The organism is Streptomyces sp. NPDC006463, assembly GCF_042870715.1.
GTDB lineage: Bacteria > Actinomycetota > Actinomycetes > Streptomycetales > Streptomycetaceae > Streptomyces.
On the sequence record NZ_JBIAHP010000003.1, the window covers coordinates 344,955 to 367,155 of the forward strand.

Annotated in this window: 23 protein-coding genes; 8 read left to right on the top strand and 15 right to left on the bottom strand. The window is 72.7% G+C overall.

Annotated elements, in window-relative coordinates:
* Positions 1-8: 8 nt before the first annotated feature.
* A complete protein-coding gene (locus ACFYOB_RS08585) occupies positions 9-1,967 on the bottom strand; it encodes an ABC transporter permease (protein WP_388556392.1) in 1,959 nt (652 codons plus the stop codon).
* A gap of 186 nt (positions 1,968-2,153) precedes the next feature.
* Entirely contained in the window at positions 2,154-2,981 is an 828-nt protein-coding gene (gene modA / locus ACFYOB_RS08590) for a molybdate ABC transporter substrate-binding protein (RefSeq protein WP_388556395.1), read from the bottom strand.
* A 230-nt stretch (positions 2,982-3,211) separates the two neighbouring features.
* On the opposite strand from modA, the gene ACFYOB_RS08595 reads away from it, so the two are divergent.
* Complete coding sequence (locus tag ACFYOB_RS08595) at positions 3,212-3,610, top strand: RNA-binding S4 domain-containing protein (RefSeq protein WP_388556397.1); 399 nt, start codon at positions 3,212-3,214, stop codon at positions 3,608-3,610.
* Positions 3,611-3,676: 66 nt separating this feature from the next.
* On the opposite strand, the gene ACFYOB_RS08600 is transcribed toward ACFYOB_RS08595, so the two are convergent.
* From ACFYOB_RS08600 to dhaK, 3 genes are read right to left on the bottom strand one after another with little or no spacing between them, the layout of a single operon-like run.
* Complete coding sequence (locus tag ACFYOB_RS08600) at positions 3,677-4,099, bottom strand: PTS-dependent dihydroxyacetone kinase phosphotransferase subunit DhaM (protein WP_388556399.1); 423 nt, start codon at positions 4,097-4,099, stop codon at positions 3,677-3,679.
* The gene (dhaL, locus tag ACFYOB_RS08605; RefSeq protein ID WP_388556402.1) at positions 4,096-4,710 is read right to left on the bottom strand and encodes a dihydroxyacetone kinase subunit DhaL; all 615 of its coding nucleotides are present in this window, start codon (positions 4,708-4,710) and stop codon (positions 4,096-4,098) included. Before dhaL ends, ACFYOB_RS08600 begins: the two co-directional genes overlap by 4 nt.
* A 49-nt stretch (positions 4,711-4,759) precedes the next feature.
* Positions 4,760-5,752, bottom strand: a complete 993-nt coding sequence (gene dhaK, locus ACFYOB_RS08610) for a dihydroxyacetone kinase subunit DhaK (protein ID WP_388556404.1) — start codon at positions 5,750-5,752, stop codon at positions 4,760-4,762.
* A gap of 298 nt (positions 5,753-6,050) precedes the next feature.
* Between dhaK and ACFYOB_RS08615 the strand changes: the two genes are divergently transcribed.
* Positions 6,051-7,598, top strand: a complete 1,548-nt coding sequence (locus tag ACFYOB_RS08615; RefSeq protein ID WP_388556796.1) for a cytochrome bc complex cytochrome b subunit — start codon at positions 6,051-6,053, stop codon at positions 7,596-7,598.
* Positions 7,599-7,617: 19 nt separating this feature from the next.
* Here the strand turns inward: ACFYOB_RS08615 and ACFYOB_RS08620 are convergent, their stop codons facing one another.
* Together ACFYOB_RS08620 and ctaD are read right to left on the bottom strand one after the other, a co-directional pair.
* Positions 7,618-8,004, bottom strand: a complete 387-nt coding sequence (locus ACFYOB_RS08620) for a cytochrome c oxidase subunit 4 (RefSeq protein WP_388556407.1) — start codon at positions 8,002-8,004, stop codon at positions 7,618-7,620.
* A 12-nt stretch (positions 8,005-8,016) separates the two neighbouring features.
* Entirely contained in the window at positions 8,017-9,714 is a 1,698-nt protein-coding gene (ctaD, locus tag ACFYOB_RS08625) for a cytochrome c oxidase subunit I (RefSeq protein ID WP_388556410.1), read from the bottom strand.
* Between the two features lie 197 nt (positions 9,715-9,911).
* Between ctaD and ACFYOB_RS08630 the strand changes: the two genes are divergently transcribed.
* Both ACFYOB_RS08630 and ACFYOB_RS08635 read left to right on the top strand, forming a co-directional pair.
* Entirely contained in the window at positions 9,912-10,409 is a 498-nt protein-coding gene (locus ACFYOB_RS08630) for a hemerythrin domain-containing protein (RefSeq protein ID WP_388556413.1), read from the top strand.
* A 91-nt stretch (positions 10,410-10,500) separates the two neighbouring features.
* A complete protein-coding gene (locus ACFYOB_RS08635; protein WP_388556416.1) occupies positions 10,501-11,136 on the top strand; it encodes an alpha-ketoglutarate-dependent dioxygenase AlkB in 636 nt (211 codons plus the stop codon).
* A gap of 24 nt (positions 11,137-11,160) precedes the next feature.
* Here ACFYOB_RS08635 and ACFYOB_RS08640 read toward each other — a convergent pair whose 3' ends face one another.
* On the bottom strand, positions 11,161-11,457 hold the full coding sequence (locus ACFYOB_RS08640; RefSeq protein WP_388556418.1) for a DUF1232 domain-containing protein: 297 nt from the start codon (positions 11,455-11,457) through the stop codon (positions 11,161-11,163).
* A gap of 63 nt (positions 11,458-11,520) precedes the next feature.
* On the bottom strand, positions 11,521-11,985 hold the full coding sequence (locus tag ACFYOB_RS08645) for a MarR family winged helix-turn-helix transcriptional regulator (protein WP_388556421.1): 465 nt from the start codon (positions 11,983-11,985) through the stop codon (positions 11,521-11,523).
* A gap of 126 nt (positions 11,986-12,111) precedes the next feature.
* Between ACFYOB_RS08645 and ACFYOB_RS08650 the strand changes: the two genes are divergently transcribed.
* The 4 genes from ACFYOB_RS08650 to ACFYOB_RS08665 all read left to right on the top strand — a co-directional run bounded on the left by ACFYOB_RS08650 (position 12,112) and on the right by ACFYOB_RS08665 (position 15,341).
* Entirely contained in the window at positions 12,112-12,684 is a 573-nt protein-coding gene (locus tag ACFYOB_RS08650) for a DoxX family protein (protein ID WP_388556423.1), read from the top strand.
* Between the two features lie 69 nt (positions 12,685-12,753).
* Positions 12,754-14,553 carry a glycoside hydrolase family 15 protein gene (locus tag ACFYOB_RS08655; protein WP_388556425.1) on the top strand — a complete coding sequence of 600 codons (1,800 nt, stop codon included), beginning with the start codon at positions 12,754-12,756 and terminating at the stop codon, positions 14,551-14,553.
* Between the two features lie 208 nt (positions 14,554-14,761).
* Positions 14,762-14,944 (top strand): hypothetical protein, encoded by a 183-nt coding sequence (locus ACFYOB_RS08660; protein ID WP_388556427.1) that lies wholly within the window; start codon positions 14,762-14,764, stop codon positions 14,942-14,944.
* Between the two features lie 34 nt (positions 14,945-14,978).
* On the top strand, positions 14,979-15,341 hold the full coding sequence (locus tag ACFYOB_RS08665) for a hypothetical protein (protein WP_388556429.1): 363 nt from the start codon (positions 14,979-14,981) through the stop codon (positions 15,339-15,341).
* Here the strand turns inward: ACFYOB_RS08665 and ACFYOB_RS08670 are convergent.
* The 6 genes from ACFYOB_RS08670 to ACFYOB_RS08695 form a co-directional block, all read right to left on the bottom strand.
* Positions 15,338-16,744 (bottom strand): APC family permease, encoded by a 1,407-nt coding sequence (locus tag ACFYOB_RS08670; protein WP_388556432.1) that lies wholly within the window; start codon positions 16,742-16,744, stop codon positions 15,338-15,340. The two genes, ACFYOB_RS08665 and ACFYOB_RS08670, sit on opposite strands and share 4 nt — an antisense overlap.
* Before the next feature lie 197 nt (positions 16,745-16,941).
* On the bottom strand, positions 16,942-17,850 hold the full coding sequence (locus ACFYOB_RS08675) for an STM4011 family radical SAM protein (RefSeq protein ID WP_388556799.1): 909 nt from the start codon (positions 17,848-17,850) through the stop codon (positions 16,942-16,944).
* A 23-nt stretch (positions 17,851-17,873) separates the two neighbouring features.
* The gene (locus ACFYOB_RS08680; protein WP_388556435.1) at positions 17,874-19,202 is read right to left on the bottom strand and encodes an STM4012 family radical SAM protein; all 1,329 of its coding nucleotides are present in this window, start codon (positions 19,200-19,202) and stop codon (positions 17,874-17,876) included.
* Positions 19,199-20,014, bottom strand: a complete 816-nt coding sequence (locus ACFYOB_RS08685; protein ID WP_388556438.1) for an STM4013/SEN3800 family hydrolase — start codon at positions 20,012-20,014, stop codon at positions 19,199-19,201. The genes ACFYOB_RS08680 and ACFYOB_RS08685 overlap by 4 nt, the downstream gene beginning before the upstream one ends.
* Position 20,015: 1 nt before the next feature.
* A complete protein-coding gene (locus ACFYOB_RS08690; RefSeq protein ID WP_388556441.1) occupies positions 20,016-21,155 on the bottom strand; it encodes an STM4014 family protein in 1,140 nt (379 codons plus the stop codon).
* Complete coding sequence (locus tag ACFYOB_RS08695) at positions 21,152-22,105, bottom strand: STM4015 family protein (RefSeq protein WP_388556444.1); 954 nt, start codon at positions 22,103-22,105, stop codon at positions 21,152-21,154. The genes ACFYOB_RS08690 and ACFYOB_RS08695 overlap by 4 nt, the downstream gene beginning before the upstream one ends.
* Positions 22,106-22,201: the final 96 nt, after the last annotated feature.

Genomic DNA, 22,201 nt, shown 5'->3' on the forward strand with positions numbered 1-22,201 from the left:
GAGGTCCTTCAGAGGCGGACCAGCGTGACCTCGGTGGCCTTCACGCTGGTCCACACCTCGGCGCCGTCGACGATGCCCAGTTCGGCGGCCGCGCCGGGGGTGATCTCTGCGACCAGGTCGGGTGCCTCGGCCGAGGCGACCAGGACGCGCAGCCGGCTGCCGACCGCGGTGATCTCCCGTACGGTCCCCGGCCAGACGTTACGGGGACTGCCGCCCGGGCGGCCGCGGTGCACGGACACCGCTTCCGGGGCGATGATCGCGAGCGCCTGCGACCCCTCGGGCAATGCCTCGGCGACGACCAGCCGGCCCCCCGCCGCCAGGGTGAGTCCGTCGGCCGACGCCGTGCCCGGCCAGGCGTTGCGCCCCAGCATCCGCGCCACCCACGGGGACCGCGGATGCCGGCTCACCTCGGCGGGCGGCGCGTCCTGGAGGGTCTGCCCGTCTGCCAGTACGAGGACCCGGTCGGCCAGCGAGACCGCCTCGACGGGATCGTGCGTGACGATGAGGCAGACCCCGCCGAAGCCGGCCAGATGCGTGCGCAAGGTGTGCCGGACGCGGGCCCGCGTCGTCTGGTCGAGGGCGGCGAGCGGTTCGTCCAGCAACAGCAGCCGGGGGCGGGCGGCCAGGGCGCGGGCGAGGGCCACGCGCTGGGCCTGGCCGCCGGAGAGCTGGGCGGGCCTGCGCTGGGCGAGGTGCCCGACGCCGAGCCGGTCCAGCCAGGCCTGCGCCTCCCGGCGGGCTTCGGCGCGCGGCACCCGGCGCGCGCGCAGCCCGTACGCCGTGTTGGCCAGGGCGCTCAGGTGCGGGAACAGTGCGCCGTCCTGCGGGACCCAGGCGACCTGCCGCTTGTGCGGGGGCAGCGCCGTGACGTCGGTGTCGCCGAGTCTGAGCTCGGCGTGGGCCCGCGGGGTCAGGCCGAGAAGGGCGCGCAGCAGCGTCGTCTTGCCGGCGCCGTTCTCGCCGACGACGGCGATGGTGGTGCCGGGGCCGGCGTCGAGGGTGAGCCGGTTGAAGCCGGTGACGGTGGCGTGCAGGGGCCACTGGCCGGCGTCGTCCGGCGTCGGCTTCGCCGGTTCACCGGCAGGCGCGGGTACCGGGTGACCGTCGGTCGTCGCCTGCGCCTCGGCGGGCTGCGTCTCGCCGGGCCGGGGGGCGGGGGCGGGGGTGGGCGTGCCCGTCCAGCGGCCGCGCAGGGCGATCAGTACGGCCATGGCGATCGCGAGGAGCAGCAGGGAGACGGAAGTGGCGGCCTCGGGCTGGTCCTGGAGCAGCAGGTACACCTGGAGCGGAAGGGTCTGGGTGGTGCCGGGCAGGTTTCCGGCGAAGGTGATGGTCGCGCCGAACTCGCCGAGCGCACGGGCCCAGGTGAGCGCGGCGCCGGCAATCAGGCCGGGGGCCACCATGGGCAGGGTCACGGTGAAGAACACGCGGACCGGCGAGGCACCGAGGGAGCCGGCCGTCTCCTCGTAGCTCTGCCTGAGCCCGCCGAGGGCGCCTTCCAGGCTGATGACGAGGAACGGCATGGCCACGAAGGTGGCCGCGACGACGGCGCCCGACGTGTGGAACGGCAGCGTGACGCCGAAGGTTTCCTCCAGCCAGGGCCCGAGCAGACCGCGCCGGCCGAAGCCCAGCAGCAGGGCCACACCGCCCACGGTCGGCGGCAGCACCATGGGGAGCAGGACGAGCGAGCGTACGAAGGCCTTGCCCCTGAACTCCACGCGGGCCAGTAGCCAGGCGAGCGGCACGCCGAGGAGCAGCGAGAGGCCGAGGGCCCAGAAGGACACCACGAGCGAGAGGTTCAGGGCCTGGACCACGCCGGGGCTGCCGAGGTGGGCGCCGAGCTCGCTCCACCGGGTCCGGGTGAGGATGCCGATCAGCGGCAGCAGCAGGAACGCGACGGCGAGCAGCGCCGGCAGTGCCAGGGCCACGGGGGGCCGGGTGCGGGTGCGGGTGCGGAATCTGCTCACGGGGGTTCCCTGGCTCGGGGGGCGGCGGTGGGCGGCTGCGGGGAAGAGTACGGGCACCCGTCCGGCCGCACGGGTGCCCGTACGGCCGGAAGCGGCGCGGGCACGCGGAGAGGGGCTGTCCGTCCCCCCGGCCGGACAGCCCCTCTCGGTATGCGGCGGCGGGCCGAGGGCCGTGCCCTGCCTCTGCTACGCCTGCTGGAATCCGGCGTCCTGGAGGATCTTCTGGGCCTCCGGGGTGCTCAGCCAGGCCACGAACGCGGCAGTGGCCTCGGCGTTCTTGGACTGCTTCAGGGTGGCGGCCGGGTAGGAGGCCACCGCGTTCTGCTCGTCCGGGATCTCCACGGCGACGACCTTGTCGCCGGACTTGGCGGAGTCCGTCTTGTAGACGAGGCCCGCATCGGCCTCGCCCAGCTCGACCTTGCTCAGCACGGCGCGGACGTTGGGCTCCTGGGAGACGGGCTTCACCGTGACGCCCTGCTTGTCCAGGATCTCCTTGCTGTAGCGGCCGACCGGGACCTCGGGTGCGGCCAGCACAACCTTGATCTTGGTGTCGGCGAGGTCCTTGAGACCGGCGATCTTGAACGGGTTGCCCTTGCCGGTAGCGATGACCAGGCGGTTCTTGGCGATGACCTTGGCCTCGCCCGTCTCCGCCTTGACCCCGTCCATGGTCTTGGTGTCGGCGGTGACCAGGGCGTCGGCCGGGGCGCCCTGCTTGACCTGCGCCGCGAGCTCCTGCGAACCGGCGAAGGAGAACGTGACCTTCGTACCGGGGTGGGCCTTCTCGTACGCGGCACCCGCGGCCTTGAAGACGTCCGTGAGGGAGGAGGCGGCCAGGACGGTGAGGTTCGCGGCCCGGGCCGTGGCGGAGCCCGGTGCGGAGGCTCCGGCGGAGGTGTCGGCGACGGGCTCCTTGTCGCCGCCGTCGTTGCCGCAGCCGGCCAGCGGGAAGAGCAGAGCGGCGGTCAGCGCGGCGGCGACGGCACGGCGGCGGGTCAGGTGCAGGGTCGGGGACATGGGCTGATGCTCCTCGGTCGGGTCGGCGGCCGGCGCGGTGCCGGGACCGGGGCGGTCCCGGCGCAGGTGCGGTGAATCTGCACGTCGGGACTGCGTGTGCGACAAGGTAGGGGCATCGCTGACGCATTTGCAATTCTCTTGGGATCATCTCCATGGCAGATGCTATGCATGTTGTGGAATCTGCCAAAAGTCGTTCCACGGTCCCGCGCCCGCCTCGCTAAAGTCGGGGCATGGCTGATGAGGCATCGGGAACAGGGGCGGAAACGGGATCCGTGCGCGTGGACGCGTGGATCTGGTCCGTGCGCCTGACGAAGACCCGCTCGATCGCGGCGACCGCCTGCCGGGCGGGGCACGTGAGGGTCAACGGGGAGCGCGCCAAGCCCGCGCAGCCCGTACGCGCGGGTGATGAGGTACGGCTCTTCCACGCGGGCCGGGAGCGGATCGTCGTGGTCCGCCGGCCCGTGTCCAAGCGGGTGGGCGCTCCGGTCGCCGCCGAGTGCCTGATCGACAAGAGTCCGCCGCCGCCGACCCCCGTCGAGGCCGCGGTGGTGGGCATCCGCGACCGCGGTGCCGGTCGCCCCACGAAGCGCGAGCGCCGGGAGATCGAGACCCTGCGCGGCCGCCAGTAGCCCAGGGCGGTGCCCGGGTCCGGGCGCGGACCGGCCCCGGCTGCCTGCGGCCACGGCCTCCGAGGGTCAGGCCTTGCGGTACGCGTATGCCTCGGCGGCGGCGGATTCGACCGCCGACAGGGGGGCTCCCGCGGAGGCGGCGACCATCGCCGCCACCGCTCCCTCCAGGAAGGGAGCGTCCACCAGCCGGGATCCCGCAGGCAGTTCGTCGTCCGCCAGCAGGGCCTTGACCGTCAGTACGGAGCTGCCGAGGTCCGCCAGGAGGGCGACCCCGGCGCCCCGGTCCACCTCCCGCGCGGCCGCGAGGACCCGCTCCGCGCTCGTCCCGAGGCCGCCGTCGGCCGTTCCGCCCGCCGCCGCCACCGGAGCCATCGGGGCATCGGGGCCGCCCACCGCGAGGCCGCGCGCCAGCTCGGCAACCGCCTCGGCGACCGGAGCGCTGTGCGAGACCAGCACGATGCCGACCAGGCCGGAATCCGCGCCGGTCACCGCGCACCGCCCGACGCGTCCGCCACGTCCGCCAGCGCACCCAGCAGCAGCGCCGACGAGGTCGCGCCCGGATCCTGGTGCCCGATGCTCCGCTCGCCGAGGTAGCTGGCCCGGCCCTTGCGCGCCAGCAGCGGTACCGTCGCGAGCGCCCCGTTGTCCGCCGCGTCGCCGGCAGCCCGGTACGAGGTGTTCAGCGCGGCGACCCCCGGCACCAGGGCGTCCAGCATCGTCTTGTCGCCGGGCGCCGCCCCGCCGAGCAGGGCCACCGCGCCCACGCCCGCGTACAAGGCCTTGCGCAGTTCGTCGTCGGAGACCTCGGCGGCCTCCCCGAGCTCCTTGCCGGTGCGCCGCAGCAGCGTCCCGTACAGCGGTCCCGAGGCGCCGCCGACGGTCGAGATCAGGGTCCGCCCGGCGAGCTGCAGCACCGCCCCCGGCGTCGCCGGAGCCTCCGCGTCCAGGGCCGCCCGTACGGCGATGAAGCCCCGCAGCATGTTGCTCCCGTGGTCGGCGTCCCCGATGGGGGAGTCGAGCTCGGTCAGCCGGTCCGCCTCCCGCTCGACGGCCGCCGCGGCGGCCGCCATCCAGCGCCGGAAGAAGTCTGCGTCACGCACCGGATCTCCTCGTCTCGCGAACGTCTGGCCGGTCCCCACACCACCTTAGTCAGCGGCCCCAGCGCAGCGCCGCGGTCTGCACGGGCGCGTCCCACAGTCGCAGCATTTCCTCGTCGGCCCGGCACAGGGTGACCGAGCACCCCGCCATGTCGAGCGAGGTGACGTAGTTCCCCACGAGGGTCCGCGCCACCGGCACACCGCGGGCCTCCAGCACGCGCGCCACCTCGGCGTGGAACCCGTACAGCTCCAGCAGCGGCGTCGCCCCCATCCCGTTGACCAGCGCCAGTACCGGGCCGGCTTGCGCCAGCTCCTCCAGTACGGCGCCCACCGCGAGCTCCGCGATCTCCCGCGCCGGCATCGTCGCGCGCCGCTCCCGGCCCGGTTCGCCGTGGATCCCGACCCCCAGCTCCAGTTCCCCGTCGGGCAGATCGAAGGTCGGGCTGCCCTTGGCGGGCGTGGTGCAGGCGCTCAGCGCGACGCCGAAGCTCCGCGAGGACTCGTTGACCCGCCGGGCGAGCGCCGCGACCCGCTCCAGCGGTGCCCCCTCCTCGGCCGCCGCCCCGGCGATCTTCTCGACGAAGAGCGTGGCCCCGGTGCCGCGCCGCCCGGCCGTGTACAGGCTGTCGGTGACCGCGACGTCGTCGTTGACCAGTACCCGTTCGACCCGCAGGCCGTCCTCCTCGGCGAGCTCGGCGGCCATCTCGAAGTTCAGCACGTCCCCGGTGTAGTTCTTGACGACGAACAGCACCCCCTGCCCGGAGTCCACCGCCCCGGCCGCCCGCAGCATCTGGTCGGGCACGGGCGAGGTGAACACCTCCCCGGGGCAGGCGGCCGACAGCATCCCGTACCCCACGAAGCCCGCGTGCAGCGGCTCGTGTCCGGAGCCGCCCCCGGAGACCACGCCGACCCGTCCGCCGGCGCGCGCGTCCCGACGTACGACGAGCCGCCGCTCCACGTCGACGTCGAGCTCGGGATGGGCCGCCGCCATCCCGCGCAGGGCGTCGGCGACCACGGTCTCCGGGCTGTTGATCAGCATCTTCACGGACGTCTCCTCAGAGGGCTCGATGGATGGCCGGCGGCCGGGTGAGGACTTCCTGCCCCCATTTCCGGAAGTCGACGACTCCGTGTCTGAATTGATAGCGAATCATGTCGCTCGGTAGTTTTGTGCGCACTTCGGATGACTTGCCCGACCCAAGGGTGAGGGTCCGCACAGGAGGTGCGTGCCGGTGCCTGGTTCGAAGCGGAACGCGCGGCCGGGGAACAGGGCCGGGCGGGCGGTGGCGCGGGGGTCCGAGGCCCTCGACGCGCGGCTGCCGCTCTCCGAAGTCCTCCGGACGGGCATGCGCAAGGTGTTCCCCGACCACTGGTCGTTCCTGCTGGGCGAGCTGGCCCTGTACAGCTTCGTCGTGCTCCTGCTGACCGGCGTCTACCTGACCTTCTTCTTCGACCCCTCGATGCGGGAGACGCCGTACAAGGGTTCGTACCGCCCGCTCCAGGGCGTGCTGATGTCCCAGGCCTACCTGTCCACCCTGCGGATCAGTTTCGACGTACGGGGCGGGCTGCTGATCCGGCAGATCCACCACTGGGCGGCCCTGGTCTTCGTCGCCGCCATCGGCGCGCACATGCTGCGGGTGTTCCTCACCGGTGCCTTCCGCCGGCCGCGCGAGGTCAACTGGCTGCTGGGGGTGACGCTGTTCATGCTGGCGCTGCTGGAGGGCTTCGCCGGGTACTCGCTCCCCGACGACCTGCTGTCGGGCACCGGGCTGCGGATCGCCCAGGGGATCATGCTGTCGGTCCCGGTCGTCGGCACCTACCTGAGCTTCTTCGTCTTCGGCGGGCAGTATCCCGGCGTCGACATCGTGCCCCGGCTCTACCCCGTGCACATCCTGCTGGTCCCAGGCCTGCTGCTGGGGCTGATCACGGTGCACATCCTCCTCGTCGTGGTCCTGAAGCACACCCACTGGCCGGGGCCCGGCAGGAGCGGACGCAACGTCGTCGGCCTGCCGTTCCTCCCCCAGTACATGGCCAAGTCCGCCGGGCTGTTCTTCGCCGTCTTCGGCCTCCTCGCGGCCCTGGGGGCCGTCGCGCAGATCAACCCCATCTGGACCTACGGCCCCTACCGCGCCGACGTGGTCTCCACCGGAGCCCAGCCCGACTGGTACGTCGGATTCCTCGAAGGGGCCCTGCGGCTGATGCCAGGGGTGGAAACCCGACTGTGGGGGCACACGATCATGTGGAATCCCCTGGTCACCGCAGTCCTCCTGCCGGGGCTGCTCTTCGCGCTCCTCTACGCCTACCCCTTCTTCGAACGCTGGATCACCGGCGCGACGGGGGAACGGCACCTGTGCGACCGCCCGCGTGACCGTCCCGCCCGCACCGGCCTGGGCGTGGCCGCCGTCTCCTGCTACGCCGTGCTGCTCCTCGCCGGAGCCCAGGACATCCTCGCCTTCGTCTTCGACGTGCCCGTGCACGCGCTGACCTGGACGCTGCGCGTCGCCTTCTTCGCCGTGCCGACGGCCGCCTTCTGGCTCACCAGGCGGCTGTGCCTGGCCCTCCAGTCGCGCGAGCGCCGGCTGCTGACCGAGGGGGAGGCGTCCGGTGTGGTGAGCCAGGGCGTCGAGGGCGGCTTCGAGCCGCTGCACCGGGCCCTCACGGCGACCGAGCGGTACGCCGTCCTCGCCAGGGAGCGGCCCGAGCCGCTGCCCGCCGACGCCGCCGCAGCGGCCGCCGGCGGCGCCCTGCGACGCCGGCTGGCCGGCGCGCGCTCGGCGATCAGCGCCTGGTACTACCAGGACCGGCTTCCCTACCCCGCCACCCCCGAACAGCGCCGGAAGATCGCCGCGACCACCGCCGGACCGGACGTGCGGGAGTCCGCCGAGGACGGCTGAGCAGTCCGGGCCGCTCGGGCTACTCCTCGTGGCCGAGGCTCTGGAAGGCGAACCCCAGGATGCCGGGCATCAGCACGCCGAATCCGATGAGGCACAGCCACAGCCCCTGGACCACGCCGAGGCCGATCAGCGCGCTGCCCGCCGCCGCCAGTACGGGAAACAGGCTGCGGGCGGGGAAGAAGGCGCGGCGGCCGGCCTCCCGGACCTCGGCCTCCCCGCGGTCCTCCGGACGCTCTCCCGCGCGCCGGTACTGGCGCCAGAGGAAGGCGGAGACGAGGCCCGACATGATGAAGGAGACGCACAGCGCCGCCGTGCCCGCCGGCTCGCGCGAGAACCAGCCGTAGACGACGGTGGTCGCCGCGAAGAACAGGGCCGTGCCGGTGAAGAGCCAGGCCTCACCTTTCACCGCGTACCTCTTTCACCGTGTACCCCTTTCGCCGGGCACTCTGTCACTGGGCACCTCCGGATGGTGCAGGTCGAAGGCCGGGGATTCCGAGCGGATCCGGGGCAGGGCGTGGAAGTTGTGGCGCGGCGGCGGGCAGCTCGTCGCCCACTCCAGGGAACGGCCCCAGCCCCACGGGTCGTCGACGGTGACCCGCTCGCCGTGGCGCTGCGTCCTGAAGACGTTGTAGAGGAAGGGCAGCGTCGAGAGGCCGAGGAGGAAGGAGCCGATGGTGGAGACCGTGTTGAGGAGGGTGAAGCCGTCGCTCTCGAGGTAGTCGGCGTACCGGCGCGGCATCCCGGCCTCGCCCAGCCAGTGCTGGACCAGGAACGTGGTCTGGAAGCCGACGAACAGGGTCCAGAAGTGGACCTTGCCGAGCCGCTCGTCCAGCATCCGTCCCGTCAGCTTCGGCCACCAGAAGTAGAAGCCCCCGAAGGTGGCGAACACGATCGTGCCGAAGAGCACGTAGTGGAGATGGGCGACGACGAAGTAGCTGTCCGTCAGATGGAAGTCCAGCGGCGGCGATGCGACCATCACGCCGGTCAGACCGCCCAGCAGGAAGGTGACGAGGAAGCCGATGGACCAGAGCATCGGTGTCTCGAAGGAGAGCGAACCCTGCCACATGGTCCCGATCCAGTTGAAGAACTTCACGCCCGTGGGGACGGCGATCAGGAAGGACATCAGCGAGAAGAAGGGCAGGAGCACGGCCCCCGTCGCGAACATGTGGTGCGCCCACACGGTCGCCGACAGGCCCGTGATGGCGATCGTGGCACCGATCAGGGCCGCGTACCCGAACATCGGCTTCCGGCTGAAGACGGGCAGGATCTCGCTCACCACCCCGAAGAACGGCAGCGCCACGATGTAGACCTCCGGATGCCCAAAGAACCAGAACAGGTGCTGCCACAGCAGGGCGCCGCCGTTGGCCGCGTCGAAGACGTGCGCGCCGAACTTCCTGTCCGCCTCCAGGACCAGCAGGGTGGCCGTGAGGACCGGAAAGGCCAGCAGCGCCAGAATGGACGTGAAGAGCACGTTCCAGGTGAAGATCGGCATGCGGAACAAGGTCATGCCCGGGGCGCGCAGACAGACGATGGTGGTGATGAAGTTCACCGACCCCAGGATCGTGCTGAGGCCCGACACCGCCAGCCCCATGGCCCACAGGTCCGGGCCGGTTCCCGGGGAGTACGCGGCGCTGTTGAGCGGCGCGTAGGCGAACCATCCGAACGCCGCCGCCCCGTCGGCGGTCAGCAGGCCTGACACCACCATGAGGCCCCCGAACAGGTACACCCAGTAGGTGAACGCGTTCAGCCGGGGGAAGGCGACATCGGGCGCGCCGATCTGCAAGGGCATGACCGCGTTGGCGAAGCCGGTGAAGGTCGGCGTCGCGAACAGCAGCATCATGATCGTGGCGTGGATGGTGAACGCCTCGTTGTACTGCTGGTTCGAGATGATCTGGAGCCCGGGGCGGGCGAGTTCGGCCCGCATCACCAGGGCCAGCACGCCGGCGAAGAGGAAGAAGGCGAAGGCCGTCACCAGGTAGAGGTTGCCGATCACCTTGTGGTCGGTGGTCGACAGCCACCCCAGTACGGCGGAGCCCTGGCCGGCCCGCCGTTCGGTCCTGGGCGCGGTCCGGTCGTCGGGCGGCGCCTCTACCGGTGACCGGTCCACCGACGTCATCCGTCCTCCCGAAGCCTCGCCGCCGCGCCTGCACCCCTTGCCCTACAGCCTGGGGAGCCGGGGCACCGGACGGCGCGCCGGCATCCCGCCCCGGGTACCCCGGCTGCCGCGCGGTGACCGGAGGGGGGCGAGGTTTGGATCCCTTCTCAGCGAGCACGCGCAGGACGACCGGAAGCTCAGCAAAGGAGGGATGTGGCATGGCCGGGGACCAGGACCAGGACGTCGTCGCGGTGATCCTCAAGGACCACCGCACCATGGAGGAGCTGTTCCGCCGGATGCGCAGCGTGGAGGCCGACCGGGCCGGCGCACTCGCGAAGTTCTCCGCGCTGCTCATCGCCCACGGCGAGGCGGAGGAAGCCGAGGTGTACGGCGCGCTGAAGCGCTTCAGGGACGTCGACAACGAGGAGGTGGAACACGGGGTCGAGGAGCACGCCGAGGGCAACGAGGCGCTGCTGGCGCTGCTCGAAGTCGACGAGGTGGGCTCCGACGAATGGGACGCGCGGCTGGAGGACCTGGTCAAGGCGGTTTCCCACCACGTCGACGAGGAGGAGCGGACGATCCTCAACGGTGCCCGGGAGAACGTTCCCGGTGAGCGCAGGGCCGAGCTGGGAGCCGCGTTCCTGCGGGAGCGGGAGCGGCAGCTGGCGGCGGACTGCGGAAGCGTCGAGAACGTGCGCGGCCTCGTACGGGGATGACGGCGCCCTGCCGCCCCGCGACGGTGCCCTGTCGCCCCGCCGCACGCGGATATTCGTGCACATGTTCGATGTGTGGGGTTAGGCTGGTGCCATGCACGCTGCCCAGGGCCTACAGGGTTCCCTCTTCGACCAGGGGGACGAGATCCGTCTCGGGCCGCTCACGGGCGTGCGGCGCACCCCGCTCGGTTCCGGGGCCTGGGTCGACCACCTCCCCGGCTGGCTGACCGGCTCCGACGTGCTCTTCGAGCGGCTGGCCGCCGATGTGCCCTGGCGCGCCGAGCGGCGCCAGATGTACGAGCGCGAGGTCGAGGTGCCCCGCCTGCTCGCCTTCTACGGTGAGGGCGAGGAGCTTCCGCACGCCGCCCTCACCGAGGCCCGCGAGGCGCTGTCCCGGCACTACGCCGCGGAGCTCGGGGAGCCCTTCACCACCGCGGGGCTGTGCCTCTATCGCGACGGCCGCGACAGCGTGGCCTGGCACGGCGACCGGACCGGCCGCTCGTCCACCGAGGACACCATGGTCGCGATCGTCTCCGTCGGCGACCCCCGCGACCTCGCCTTCCGCCCCCGCGACGGCGGAGCCACCCTGCTGCGTCTCGCCCTCGGCCACGGCGACCTCGTCGTCATGGGCGGCTCGTGCCAGCGGACCATGGAGCACGCGGTGCCCAAGTCGGCGCGGGCCGTCGGGCCGCGCATCAGCGTCCAGTTCCGCCCCCGCGGGGTCCTGTGAACCGGGCCCTGGCCGTGCGGCGGGTCAGGGCTTCGCGGGGCGGGCCGTCGCCGGCCGGGTCGCCGCCGCTGCCGCGTGCAGCGAGCGCAGGGCCAGCAGCAGGAGCCCGATGTCGTCTAGGTAGACCGGGTCCGGAATCAGGTCCACCGGCGAGACGGTGTAGATCACTGCGGCCCAGAACAGGGCCTTGTCGCGCAGCGGGATCCCGGCGTCGGCGAGCAGTCGCCGCGCCCGCAAGACCCGTACCAGCAGCACCGCCGCGGCCACCGCGAGCACCGCCGCGACCACCGTGGCGAGCGTGAGCCAGAACTTTCCGTCCATTTCGCCCCTATACCCGCCCCGCGGGTTTCCGTACCCCCGCCGACCCGTCCGCCCGCTGCTTCCTCAGGCGCCGTACTCGCGCAGGCGCCGTCCGACCTCGCCCAGCCCGTCGGCGAGCGCGTCGAGCTGTTCGGGGGTCAGGACGTCGACGAGGATCTCCCGGACGGTGGCCACGTGCCCGGGCGCCGCCTCGTCCAGCCGGGCGCTCCCGGCGTCGGTGAGGACGGCGAAGACGCCGCGCACGTCGGAGGGGCAGCTGCGGCGGCGCACCAGCCCGGCCTTCTCCATCTGGGTGATCTGGTAGGTCAGGCCGCTCTTCGAGTTGATCAGGCCATTGGCCAGTTCCGTCATCCGCAGCTCGCGTCCGGGGGCCGCGGCGAGGCGTACGAGGATCTCGTACTGGGGGTGCGAGAGCCCGGAGTCGTCCTTCAGCTGCTGGTCGAGGCGGCGGTTCACCAGGGCCGAGGCGGCCAGGAATCCGCTCCAGGCCCGCATCTCGCGGTCGTCCAGCCATCTCGTCTCAGCCATGGCCCCAGCCTACACGGGTTGTTCCAATTTGAATCAATGGTTAGGGTCGGAGGTCTGCGGTTCGAATTTGAACAACCTTGCCCAGTCCCGTCCCCCTCGGGCCGCACGACCGGAAGGATCACCCCGATGACCAGCCCCTCCGTCGCCACGACGAAGCCGCAGGCCGCCGCACCGGCCGCGCAGCCCGCCACCGCCGCCTCCCCTTCGCTCTCGACCCCGGCCCACGACACCGGCCTGCTGCTCTTGCGCCTCGTCCTCGGGCTGACCATGGCCGCCCACGGCTCCCAGAAGCTCTTCGGCTGGTTCGGGGGCGGCGGCATCAGCGGCACCGGCCAGTTCTTCACCGCCAGCGGCTACCCGGCGGGCGACGCCATGGCCGTCCTGGCCGGGCTGACCGAGACTCTGGGAGGCCTCGGCCTCGCCGTCGGACTGCTCACCCCGCTCGCCGGCGCGGCCGTCGTCGGCACCCTCATCAACGCGATCGCCGTCCACGGCGCCGGATCCTTCTTCGCCCCCAAGGGCATCGAGTACGAACTGCTGCTGGCGGCGGGCGCCGCGGCCCTGGCCCTCACCGGCCCCGGCCGGTACGCCGTCGACCGCTTCCTGCCCGTGCTGCGCAGCCACCGCCTGGCCCACGGCGCCCTCGCCGTCGCCCTCGGCGTGGTCCTCGCCGGCGCGCTGCTCCTCGTACGGAACTAGGCAGGCGCGCGCGAGGGTGTCCGGGGCCTGCGCTGATTGGCCCCGGGCATTCGGGGGAAGATCGCACAAATGACACAACCCATCGAAGACTACGCACTCATCGGCGACCTGATGACCAGTGGACTGGTCGGCCGCGACGGGTCCATCGACTGGCTGTGCCTGCCGCGATTCGACTCCGGAGCCTGCTTCGCCAAGCTCCTCGGCGACGAGGAGAACGGCCACTGGCGCATCGCGCCCGCATCCGCCGGGGCGGCCGAGCCGTGCACCCGCCGCGCCTACGTGGACGGCTCGATGGTGCTGGAGTCGTACTGGGAGACCGAGGACGGCACGGTCAAGGTCATCGACTTCATGCCGCAGCGTGACGTCTCACCCGATGTGATGCGGATCGTCGAAGGCGTGTCCGGCGAGGTGAGCGTCCGCAGCACCCTGCGCCTGCGCTTCGACTACGGCCACGTCGTCCCCTGGGTCCGCCGCAGCGACGGGGAGCGCGTCGCCATCGCCGGGCCCGACTCCGCCTGGTTCCGCAGCGAGCCGCCCGTGCACACCTGGGGCGAGGCCAACAGCACCCGCTCCGAGTTCACCGTCGCAGCGGGGGAGCGCGTCGCCTTCGTCCTCACCTGGCACGCCTCGCACGACCCGCGCCCCGAGCCCGTCGACCCGTACACGGCGCTGGAGCAGAGCCTCGCCGACTGGCGGGAATGGGCCTCCCAGTGCTGCTACGACGGCCCCTACCGGGAGGCGGTCACCCGCTCCCTGATCACCCTCAAGGCCCTCACCTACGCCCCGACCGGCGGCATCGTGGCCGCGGCCACCACCTCCCTCCCCGAGGAGATCGGCGGGGTCCGCAACTGGGACTACCGCTACTGCTGGCTCCGGGACTCCACCCTCACCCTCGGCTCGCTCCTGTCCACCGGGTTCCAGGACGAGGCCCGCGCCTGGCGGGCCTGGCTGCTGCGCGCGGTCGCCGGCGACCCCGCGGACCTCCAGATCATGTACGGGATCGCCGGCGAGCGCCGGATCCCCGAGACCGACCTGCCGTGGCTGCGCGGCTACGCCTCCTCCGCGCCCGTGCGCGTCGGCAACGCGGCGGTCGACCAGCTCCAGCTCGACGTGTACGGCGAGGTCATCGACTCCCTGTACCTCGCGCGGGCCTCCGGGCTGGCCTCCGAGCGCCACGCGTGGCAGATCCAGCTCGCGCTGCTCGACTTCCTGGAGCGGAACTGGCGCCGGCCCGACGAGGGGCTGTGGGAGGTACGCGGCCCGCGCCGCCACTTCGTGCACTCCAAGGTGATGGCCTGGGTCGCCGCCGACCGGGCCGTGCGCACCCTGGAGGGCGATGCCTCGATGCCCGGTGACGTGGAGCGCTGGCGGACCATGAGGGACGAGGTGCACGGTGAAGTGTGCGAGAAGGGCTACGACCCCGAGCGGGGCACCTTCACCCAGTACTACGGCTCCAGCGAGCTCGACGCGGCGACCCTGCTCATTCCCCGCGTCGGCTTCCTGCCGCCCGACGACCCGCGCGTCATCGGCACCGTCGACGCGGTCCGGGAGGAGCTCGGCCGTAGCGGCCTGGTCCGCCGCTACACCACCGAAGGCCCCGCCGTCGACGGCCTGCCCGGCGACGAAGGGGCCTTCCTGGCCTGCTCGTTCTGGCTGGCCGACGCCTTGTACCTGACCGGGCGGGAGAAGGAGGCCCGGGACCTGTTCGAGCGGCTGCTGACGGTACGCAACGACGTGGGGCTGCTCGCCGAGGAGTACGACCCCATCGCCGGGCGGCAACTCGGCAACTTCCCCCAGGCCTTCAGCCACGTCGGACTGATCAACACCGCCCTCACGCTGGCCGAGGGCGAGGCCGTCCGCGTCGGCTGACCGGCCGGAGGGGCGATCGGGAGCGATCAGTCCCGGTTCGGCGGCGGACCTGTCGAGCGGCGACTCGGCGCACGCGGGCGCGTAACCGGCGGCCAGTAGAAGGCGGCTTCGCTCAACCGGCGTGACTGCTGTTCCTGAACGGGCGCTACCCGCTGCCCGCCGTGCCCGGTGTGGTCGCGCTCCGCGACGGCACGGGCGGGTGGTCGCCGTGGGGGAGTCGGTCACGCGGTTCGCGGTCGGCGACCGCGTCGCCGGAACGTACTTCCCGCGCCGGCGGACCGGCCGGATCACCCCGGACGCCCTGGACCGGCCCGGCCGCACTCTCGACGTGATGCTCGCGGAGTACGCCGTACGGGATGAGCAGGCGGCCGTACACGTCCCCGGCCACTGACCTGGGAGGAGGCGGCCACGCTACCGGCCGGACCGTGACCGTACTGGCCCTCGGCACCGGCCGGTCGCGCTCTTCTCCGTGCGGTTCGCGAAGCGGTGCGCGCCAGTTCCTCTACGGCGAGATCGACCTGCTCGTCACGGGCAGCGCCCGCAAGGCCGGGACCGAGGTCTCGCACGCGGCGTGCGCGTCGGGCCCGGCGACGATCCGCCGCGTCTTCGTCGGCAGCCGGGACCGGTTCGAGGACATGGTCCTGGCCCTCGCCGCCCGCGAACTCCGCCCGCAGACAGGCCGCGTGCACTCCTTCGAGGAGGTGCACGCGGCCTACCGCGGCTACGTCACGGACCCGCCGTTCGGCGAAGTCGCGGGGACCGCTCGGTCCCGTCGCGCCGGAGCCTAGGCGCCGGCGTTCTCGCCGTCCTCCGGGATGCTGACCAGCCAGCGCGTCTCCCGCCGCGGCCGCAGGTACAGCGCCCAGTACACGGTGGCCGCGGCGGTGATCCCGCCCGTCCACAGCAGGTACTGGGTCTCCTGCTGGGTCAGGATGTACGCGAGTACGGCGATCAGCGCGATCGGCACGGCCGGCCACAGCGGCATCCGCCAGGCGGCCGCGTCGCGGTGCGCCCCGCGCCGGCTGAACAGCGCGGCTACCGCCACCAGCAGGTACATGCCGGTCACCGAGACGCCGGTGACCCCGTACAGGGTGTCGAGGTTGACGAAGCACATCGCCGCGCCCGGGACACCGACGACCAGGGTCGCCACCCACGGCGAGCCGAAGCGGCCGAGCTTGGACAGGGCGTTGTTGACGGGCTGGGGCCAGGCCTTGTCACGGGCGGAGGCGAACAGCACCCGGGAGTTCTGGATGACCATGACGATGCCCGCGTTGACGATGGCGAGGGCGACGCACAGGCTCACGAAGGTGCCGACGGCCGAGTTGGACCAGGCGGTCACCATCCCGCCGAGGTCGCCCGCGGCCAGCGCGTCCAGGTCCGGGGCGCCCATGGTGATGGCGATGACCGGCACCAGGATCACGGCGGTGGAGATGGCGAGCGTGGCGAGCACGGTCCGGGCGACGTTGCGCCGCGGGTTCTCCAGCTCCTCCGAGAGGTAGACGGCGGTCGAGAACCCCTGGGTGATGAAGAGGGCGATGGCGAGCCCGGAGACGACCATCATCGCGGTGACGGTGGACGTGCCGCCGCCCTCGGCGGCGACCGTGCCGTGCACCAGCGCGTCGGCGCCCCGCTCGCCGTGCGCGAAGCCCAGTACGGCGACCATGGCGGCGGCGACCACCTCCAGGACGAGGAAGATGCCGGTGATCCAGGCGTTGGCCCGCAGGTCGAGGAGACCGGCGAGGGTGGCCAGCAGCATGACGCCGCCGCCCGCGACCGGAGCCGGGATGTCGATCAGCGGGGCGAGGTAGTCGGCCGTGCCCATGGCGATCACGGGCGGCACGATCATGACGACCAGCAGGGACAGGACGAACACCAGCCAGCCCGCGAGCCGTCCGGCCAGCGTGGAGACCATCGCGTACTCGCCGCCCGCGCTGGGGATGAGGGTGCCCAGCTCCGAGTAGCAGAACGCGACGCCGATGCAGAGCAGCGAGCCGATCGCGATGGTGAGGGCGGTCCAGGTGCCGAGGCTGGAGAACAGGTCGGGCACGACGACGAAGAGGGTCGAGGCGGGCGTCACGCAGGAGAGCGTGAGCAGAGTCCCGCCGACGACGCCGATGGAACGCTTGAGCTTCTGCGGGACGGGCCCGGTGGCGGGGGAGAGGGCCTGTGGGGCGCTGATCGTGTCAGTCATCGGTGCGGGGTTCCGATCGGCAGGTGCGGTGAATGAGTGGGGGAGCGGTATCGCCTCCGAGGCGGTGGTGAGCAAGTGGTTCCGTGGCTCCCGGGCCGACATGCAATCTCTGCGAGATCCGCAGGTCAATAGCTGTCCGCCTGCGGATTTCGTCGTCCGGGGCCCCGCCGGCCCCGGTCCGCGGCGTAAAGAACGTGTTAAAGCTGCACGAGCGGCAGGTGCGGGAACCGCAGCTGCCCCGCCGAAGAATTTTCTTCCGCTTTGCCGGACGCCGGGATCCGCTCCAGGACGCCGCCCGCGAAGACGTCGTAGAGCGGCAGCGTCTCCAGGTGGACGTAGCCGATGTGGCAGTCGCAGACGGTGAGCGGACAGCCACGAGGGCGCAGGGCCGCCCGGTACGAGCCGTCGTAGAGGTTGCCCAGCTCCGCCTTCACGAAGTGACACCGGCGGACCGTGCCGTCGCCGTCCACCGAGATCACCGACTCGCCCGTGCGGCAGGGCAGCCCCGCCGAGCGGTGCGGGTGGCGGCTGTACGCGAAGAGCGGGTCCAACGCCGTCCACTCCGCGGCCTCCGCGTCGGTGTACGTACGGCCCTCCGCCGCGTTCACCCACAGGTACACCTCCGCCGGGAGCTCCGCGCGCAGCCGCCGGGCCTCCGCGAGGTGTTCCGGCAGCCCGACCACGCCCACGCTGAACCGGATCCCCCGCGCCGCCAGCTCCCGGCACCGGCCGAGGAAGCGGTCGAACGGGGTCTGCCCCGGGTGGTACGTGCACCACAGCGCGAGCGTGTCCGGATCGGCCTCGGCGGTCCACTCGACGCGGCAGCTCAGGTTGGTCTGGATCGCGACCCGGCGGACGTGCGGCAGGTGCGACAGCTCCACCAGCGCGCGCCGGTACCAGGAGCGGACCAGGCCCTCGCCCCACGGGGTGAACAGGAGCGACAGACGGTCGGCCGTGTTCCCGGCCGCCCACGCGGCGAACCGTTCCAGCGCCGCCCGGTCCGCGGTCAGCTGCGAGCGGCTGTCCCGCCGCTTGGCGAACGGGCAGTACGGGCAGTCGTAGTCGCAGGACGCCAGCGGACCCCGGTAGAGCAGCGTCAGGTCCATGGCCGGTGCGGCCCCCGGGCCCGTCACTTGCGCTCGTACGCGGCCATCGCGGCCCGTACCTCCGCCGAGAACAGCGCGGGACCCACGGCGTCCGAATGCGCCAGCCCCTCGGGAGTCAGGCGCATCAGGCCCGGCGCCTGCGACAGCCAGCCGCGCTCCGCGAAGGCCGCCAGCTCCGCCGGGAAGTCCTCCCACGGGTCACTGCCGAACCGCTCCCGGTACTCCGCCACCGCCATGCCCTGCGCCTGCAGCAGGGACTGCAGCAGATGCCGCCGGCGGGCCTCGTCGCCGTCGATCCACCGGCCGTACTCCGCCCGCGCGAAGTCGGCCTCGGACCGCCCCACGTAGTCGTCGACGATGCCCCGTATCTCCCGCATGTCCACCGCGTAGTCGAAGGAGTAGTGCAGCTCCGCGGTGTACGAACGGGCCCCGCAGCCCAGCCCCACCATGCCGTCCGTCTGGCAGGCGTAGTCGTCGGCGCCCGTCGCCGGGGCCCCGGGGCGGCGGAACATCCGCATCGAGACCTGCTCGTACCCGGCGGCCAGCAGATGGTCCCGGCCGGCCCGGTAGAGCCGCAGCCGCTGTTCGTCCCAGTCCGCGGTGGGCTCGTCCGACCGGCGCCCCAGACCCGTCAGGGGCCGCACGTACAGCGGATACAGGTACAGCTCCTCCGGTTCCCAGGCCAGCGCCGCGTCGAGCGAGTACCGCCAGCTGTCCTCGGTCTGGCCGTCGATCCCGTAGATCAGGTCGATGTTCAGGACCGGGATCGCCGCGTCCCGGATCCGGGACAGGGCCGCCTCCACCTCCGCCCGCTTCTGCGGCCGCACGGCCGTGCGCGCCTCCTCGGCCACGAAGCTCTGTACGCCCAGGCTCAGCCGCGTGGTGCCCCGGTCGGCGAGGACGGCGAGACGGTCCGCGGTGGCGGTCGAGGGCGAGGCCTCCACCGACAGCGGTACCGCCCGCAGATCGGCGCCCGCGCTCTTCTCCGCGATGTCGCAGAGCCGTTCCAGCTCGGACGCGGTCAGGAAGGTCGGGGTCCCGCCGCCGAAGGCGGCCGCCGCGTACCGCAGCGGCTCCCCCTCGCCGAGCGCGTCCCGGACGGCGTTCGCCTGCCGCTCCAGCGCGTCGAGGTAGGCCGTGGTCAGCCCCTCGGGCGCGCCGATCCGCGTGAACAGGTTGCAGAATCCGCAGCGCACCTCGCAGAACGGGATGTGCAGGTAGAGGGAGAGCGCGTGCCTGGGCTGCTCCGCCCACAGCTCGCGCAGCGCGGGCCGCCCGGCCAGCGCGCGGTACGCCGTCTTGTGCGGGTACGCGTACACGTAACTCTCGTACGGGGTGGGGGGAACGCTCATCGCAGGGCCTCCTTCGGCTCCAGGAAGAACTGCGCGTACGGGACCGTCCAGACCGCCTCGTGTGCCAGTCGGTGCCCGGTGTATCCGTCCTCGCCGTACGTCGTGCCGTGGTCGGAGCAGACGATCGCGAAGCAGCGGCGCCGCGCGCTCATCGCGTCGAACAGCCGGCCGATGTGCCGGTCCACGTACTCCAGCGCGGCCGCGTGCGTCTCCCACGAGTCCCCGGCCTCCGCGGCCGCGCCCTCCAGGTGGAACCAGTTGGGCTGGTGCAGCGCCGACACGTTCACGAACAGGAACAGCCGCCGGTCCCGCGGCAGTCCGGCCACCACCCGCTCCGCGCAGGCCACCTGCGCCTCGAAGGACGTCGGCGACGACACCCCGAACTCCGGTTCCCAGTGGCTCTCCTGGAACATCCCCGGCAGTACGGAGCCCAGCGCGGCCTGCTTGTTGAAGAAGCCGACCCCGCCCACGCACACCGTCCGGTACCCGGCCCCGGCCAGTGCGGAGACCAGGTCCGGGGTGTCGAACACCCAGGTGCGCCCGGCCGTGGTCTCACTGCCCGCGAACCGGGCGGCGAACAGCCGCGGATGCGGCCCGGGACCGGCCGGCGTCGGCAGGAAGCCCGCGAACATCGCCTGGTGCGAGGCGTAGGTGAAGCTGCCGGGCGCGTGCCGCCGCTCCCAGACCCCGCCGGGGAGGTGCGCCGCGAGGTGCGGGATCCGGCCCTCGGCCGCCAGCCGGGCGGCGACGTCGAAGCGCAGGGTGTCGAGGGTGACGAGCAGCAGGTCGTCGTGGCCGACGACCTCGTTCATGTCAGGGGCGGGCGGGGAGGGGTGCATGGTGTTCCCGTCGTGCGGATGCGTGTACGGCGGCCAGTTGGGCCGCGTAGGTGTCGAGGCCCGCGGCGGGCGAGCCGGGCAGCCCGGTGAGGTGGGGCAGCAGGTCCCCGAAGGCGTTGACCTCGCCGACGGCGAACCGCCGCCAGCCCGTTGCCGGGAGCAGGTCCACGCCCACGCACAGGGTGCCGGGGAAGGCGGCCGCAGCGCGCTCGCAGACGGCGAGGGCGTCCTTCGACCAGCTGCCGCCCGCCGCCGTCACGGCGGCGACGGCGGCGTCGAGGTCGCCGCGGGCGCCGCCGAGGTGCAGGTTGGTCATCGGCCCGGACGCGGTGCGGACCACCGCGTGCGTGGCGCGGCCGCCGATGACCACGACCCGCAGATCGGCCGCGCGGCCGTCCTGCGAGGCCTTCGGCAGCCAGCGCTCGATGTGCAGGCCGTCGGGGGCCAGCGCGTCGACGATCGCGCCGACCGTGCGCTCGTCCTCGTACCGGCGCACCCGCAGCGAGTTGTGCAGCCCGCCGGAGGCGGACCGCTCCACCGAGGTGGTCGCCCGGACGCGGCCGCCCGCCCCGGATTCGACGGCGAGGACGCCGGAGGCCGAGGAACCGTGGGCGAGCTTCACGAACACCCGGCGCAACCCGGGCCGCGCCAGCACCTCACGTACGTCCGCCCAGCCGCGCACCGGGGGCGCGGCGGGGCCGGAAGTCGGGGAGGGCGGCACCGCAACTCCCGCCGTCTCCAGGGTGTGGTGGGTCAGCCGTTTGTCGAACAGGACGGCCAGGTCCTCCGGGGTGGTGAGCAGCCGCCCGCCGGCCGCCGCGACCTCGGAGGCCAGCTCCTCGACGGCCCCGGTGAACCGACGGTACCAACGGCCGGTCCCCTCCACCCGGGTGGGGTCGGCCGTCCCCCGCAGCAGCCGGTCGACCTCCGGGTCCTCGCCAGGCGAGTCGATCCGTACGGTCTCGCCCGGCCGGAACCGGGCCCCGCCGTCCAGTACCTTCCGCCACGGAACCACCCGGGCGGGCGGCAGTCCGGCGGCGCGCACGGCCTCCTGGAAGAGCGCCACACGGCGGCCCCCCGGATTGCCGACGACCGCGAGGGACGGACGCGTCACTCCGACACCGCGACGTACCGGTAGATCTCCCCGTCGTACTCGTCTGTCTCGCCCGGGCCGAGGACGAGCTCCACGCCGTGCGGCTCCAGGGCCGCGCGCAGCCGCTCCTGGAGCTCGGAGCCGATGAAGTGGTGGTCCAGGTCCAGGCGGTTCAGGTGGGTGAGCGGCCCGCCCGCGAGCAGGGCGGCCGCGCCCTCGTCGGTGAGGATGCCCATGGACAGGTCCAGGGTCTCCAGCCGGGCCACGACCGGCGCGCCCGCCACGGCGACGGCGACCGCGTCCTGGATCTCGCTGTTGCGCAGGGCGAGATGGCGCAGGGCCGGCAGCCGCACGCCCGAGAGGATCGGCTCCAGGTCCTGCGGCTCGGTGTCGGCGCCGTACTCGGACGTGCCGAGCCATATGTCGAGAGCCTCCAGGGCGGGCAGGTCGCTCGCGGCGATGCCCTGCACCACCTGCCGGGGCAGCCCGCCCGTTTCCACCACGAGCCGCCGCAGCTCCGCGTGCTTGACCGGAGCGAGGACCAGCCCGTTACCGCCGCGCACCCCGAATTCGCGCAGCGCGGGGAAGGCTTCGAGGAGCGGGGTGACGTCCGATTGCTGGATCCAGGAGATTTCCGACTCCTCCCCCTCGATGTCGCCGAGGAAGAGGGCGCGCAGGAGCGGGAAGTCCGCGGCGGCCGCCACCAGGCTGCTCACGATGTCGGCGCTGGAGGTCTCGTACGACTCCTCCCAGACGCCCACGATCAGGGAGCGGACCTGCCGGGTGTCGACGTCGGCCGTGAAGCGGGCGAAGGCCTCGCTCCAGGTCTCCTCGGTCTCGTGCTCGTCGCCCCGGACCCGCCAGGCCACGGCGTCGGCCCCGGGCAGCTCGACCTCGCCCTCGACGTCCGTGCCCGGGAAGTCGAAGGCGGGCAGCCCGCCCAGTTCCTTGAGGTGTGAGACCTGGCTCATGCGCTGCTCCTGGTGGTGAACGGTCCGCTCGGACGGGCGGACGGTGCGACAGCAGTTCTACCAAGTCCCACTGACAGCGCCGGAGGCGGAGTGTGG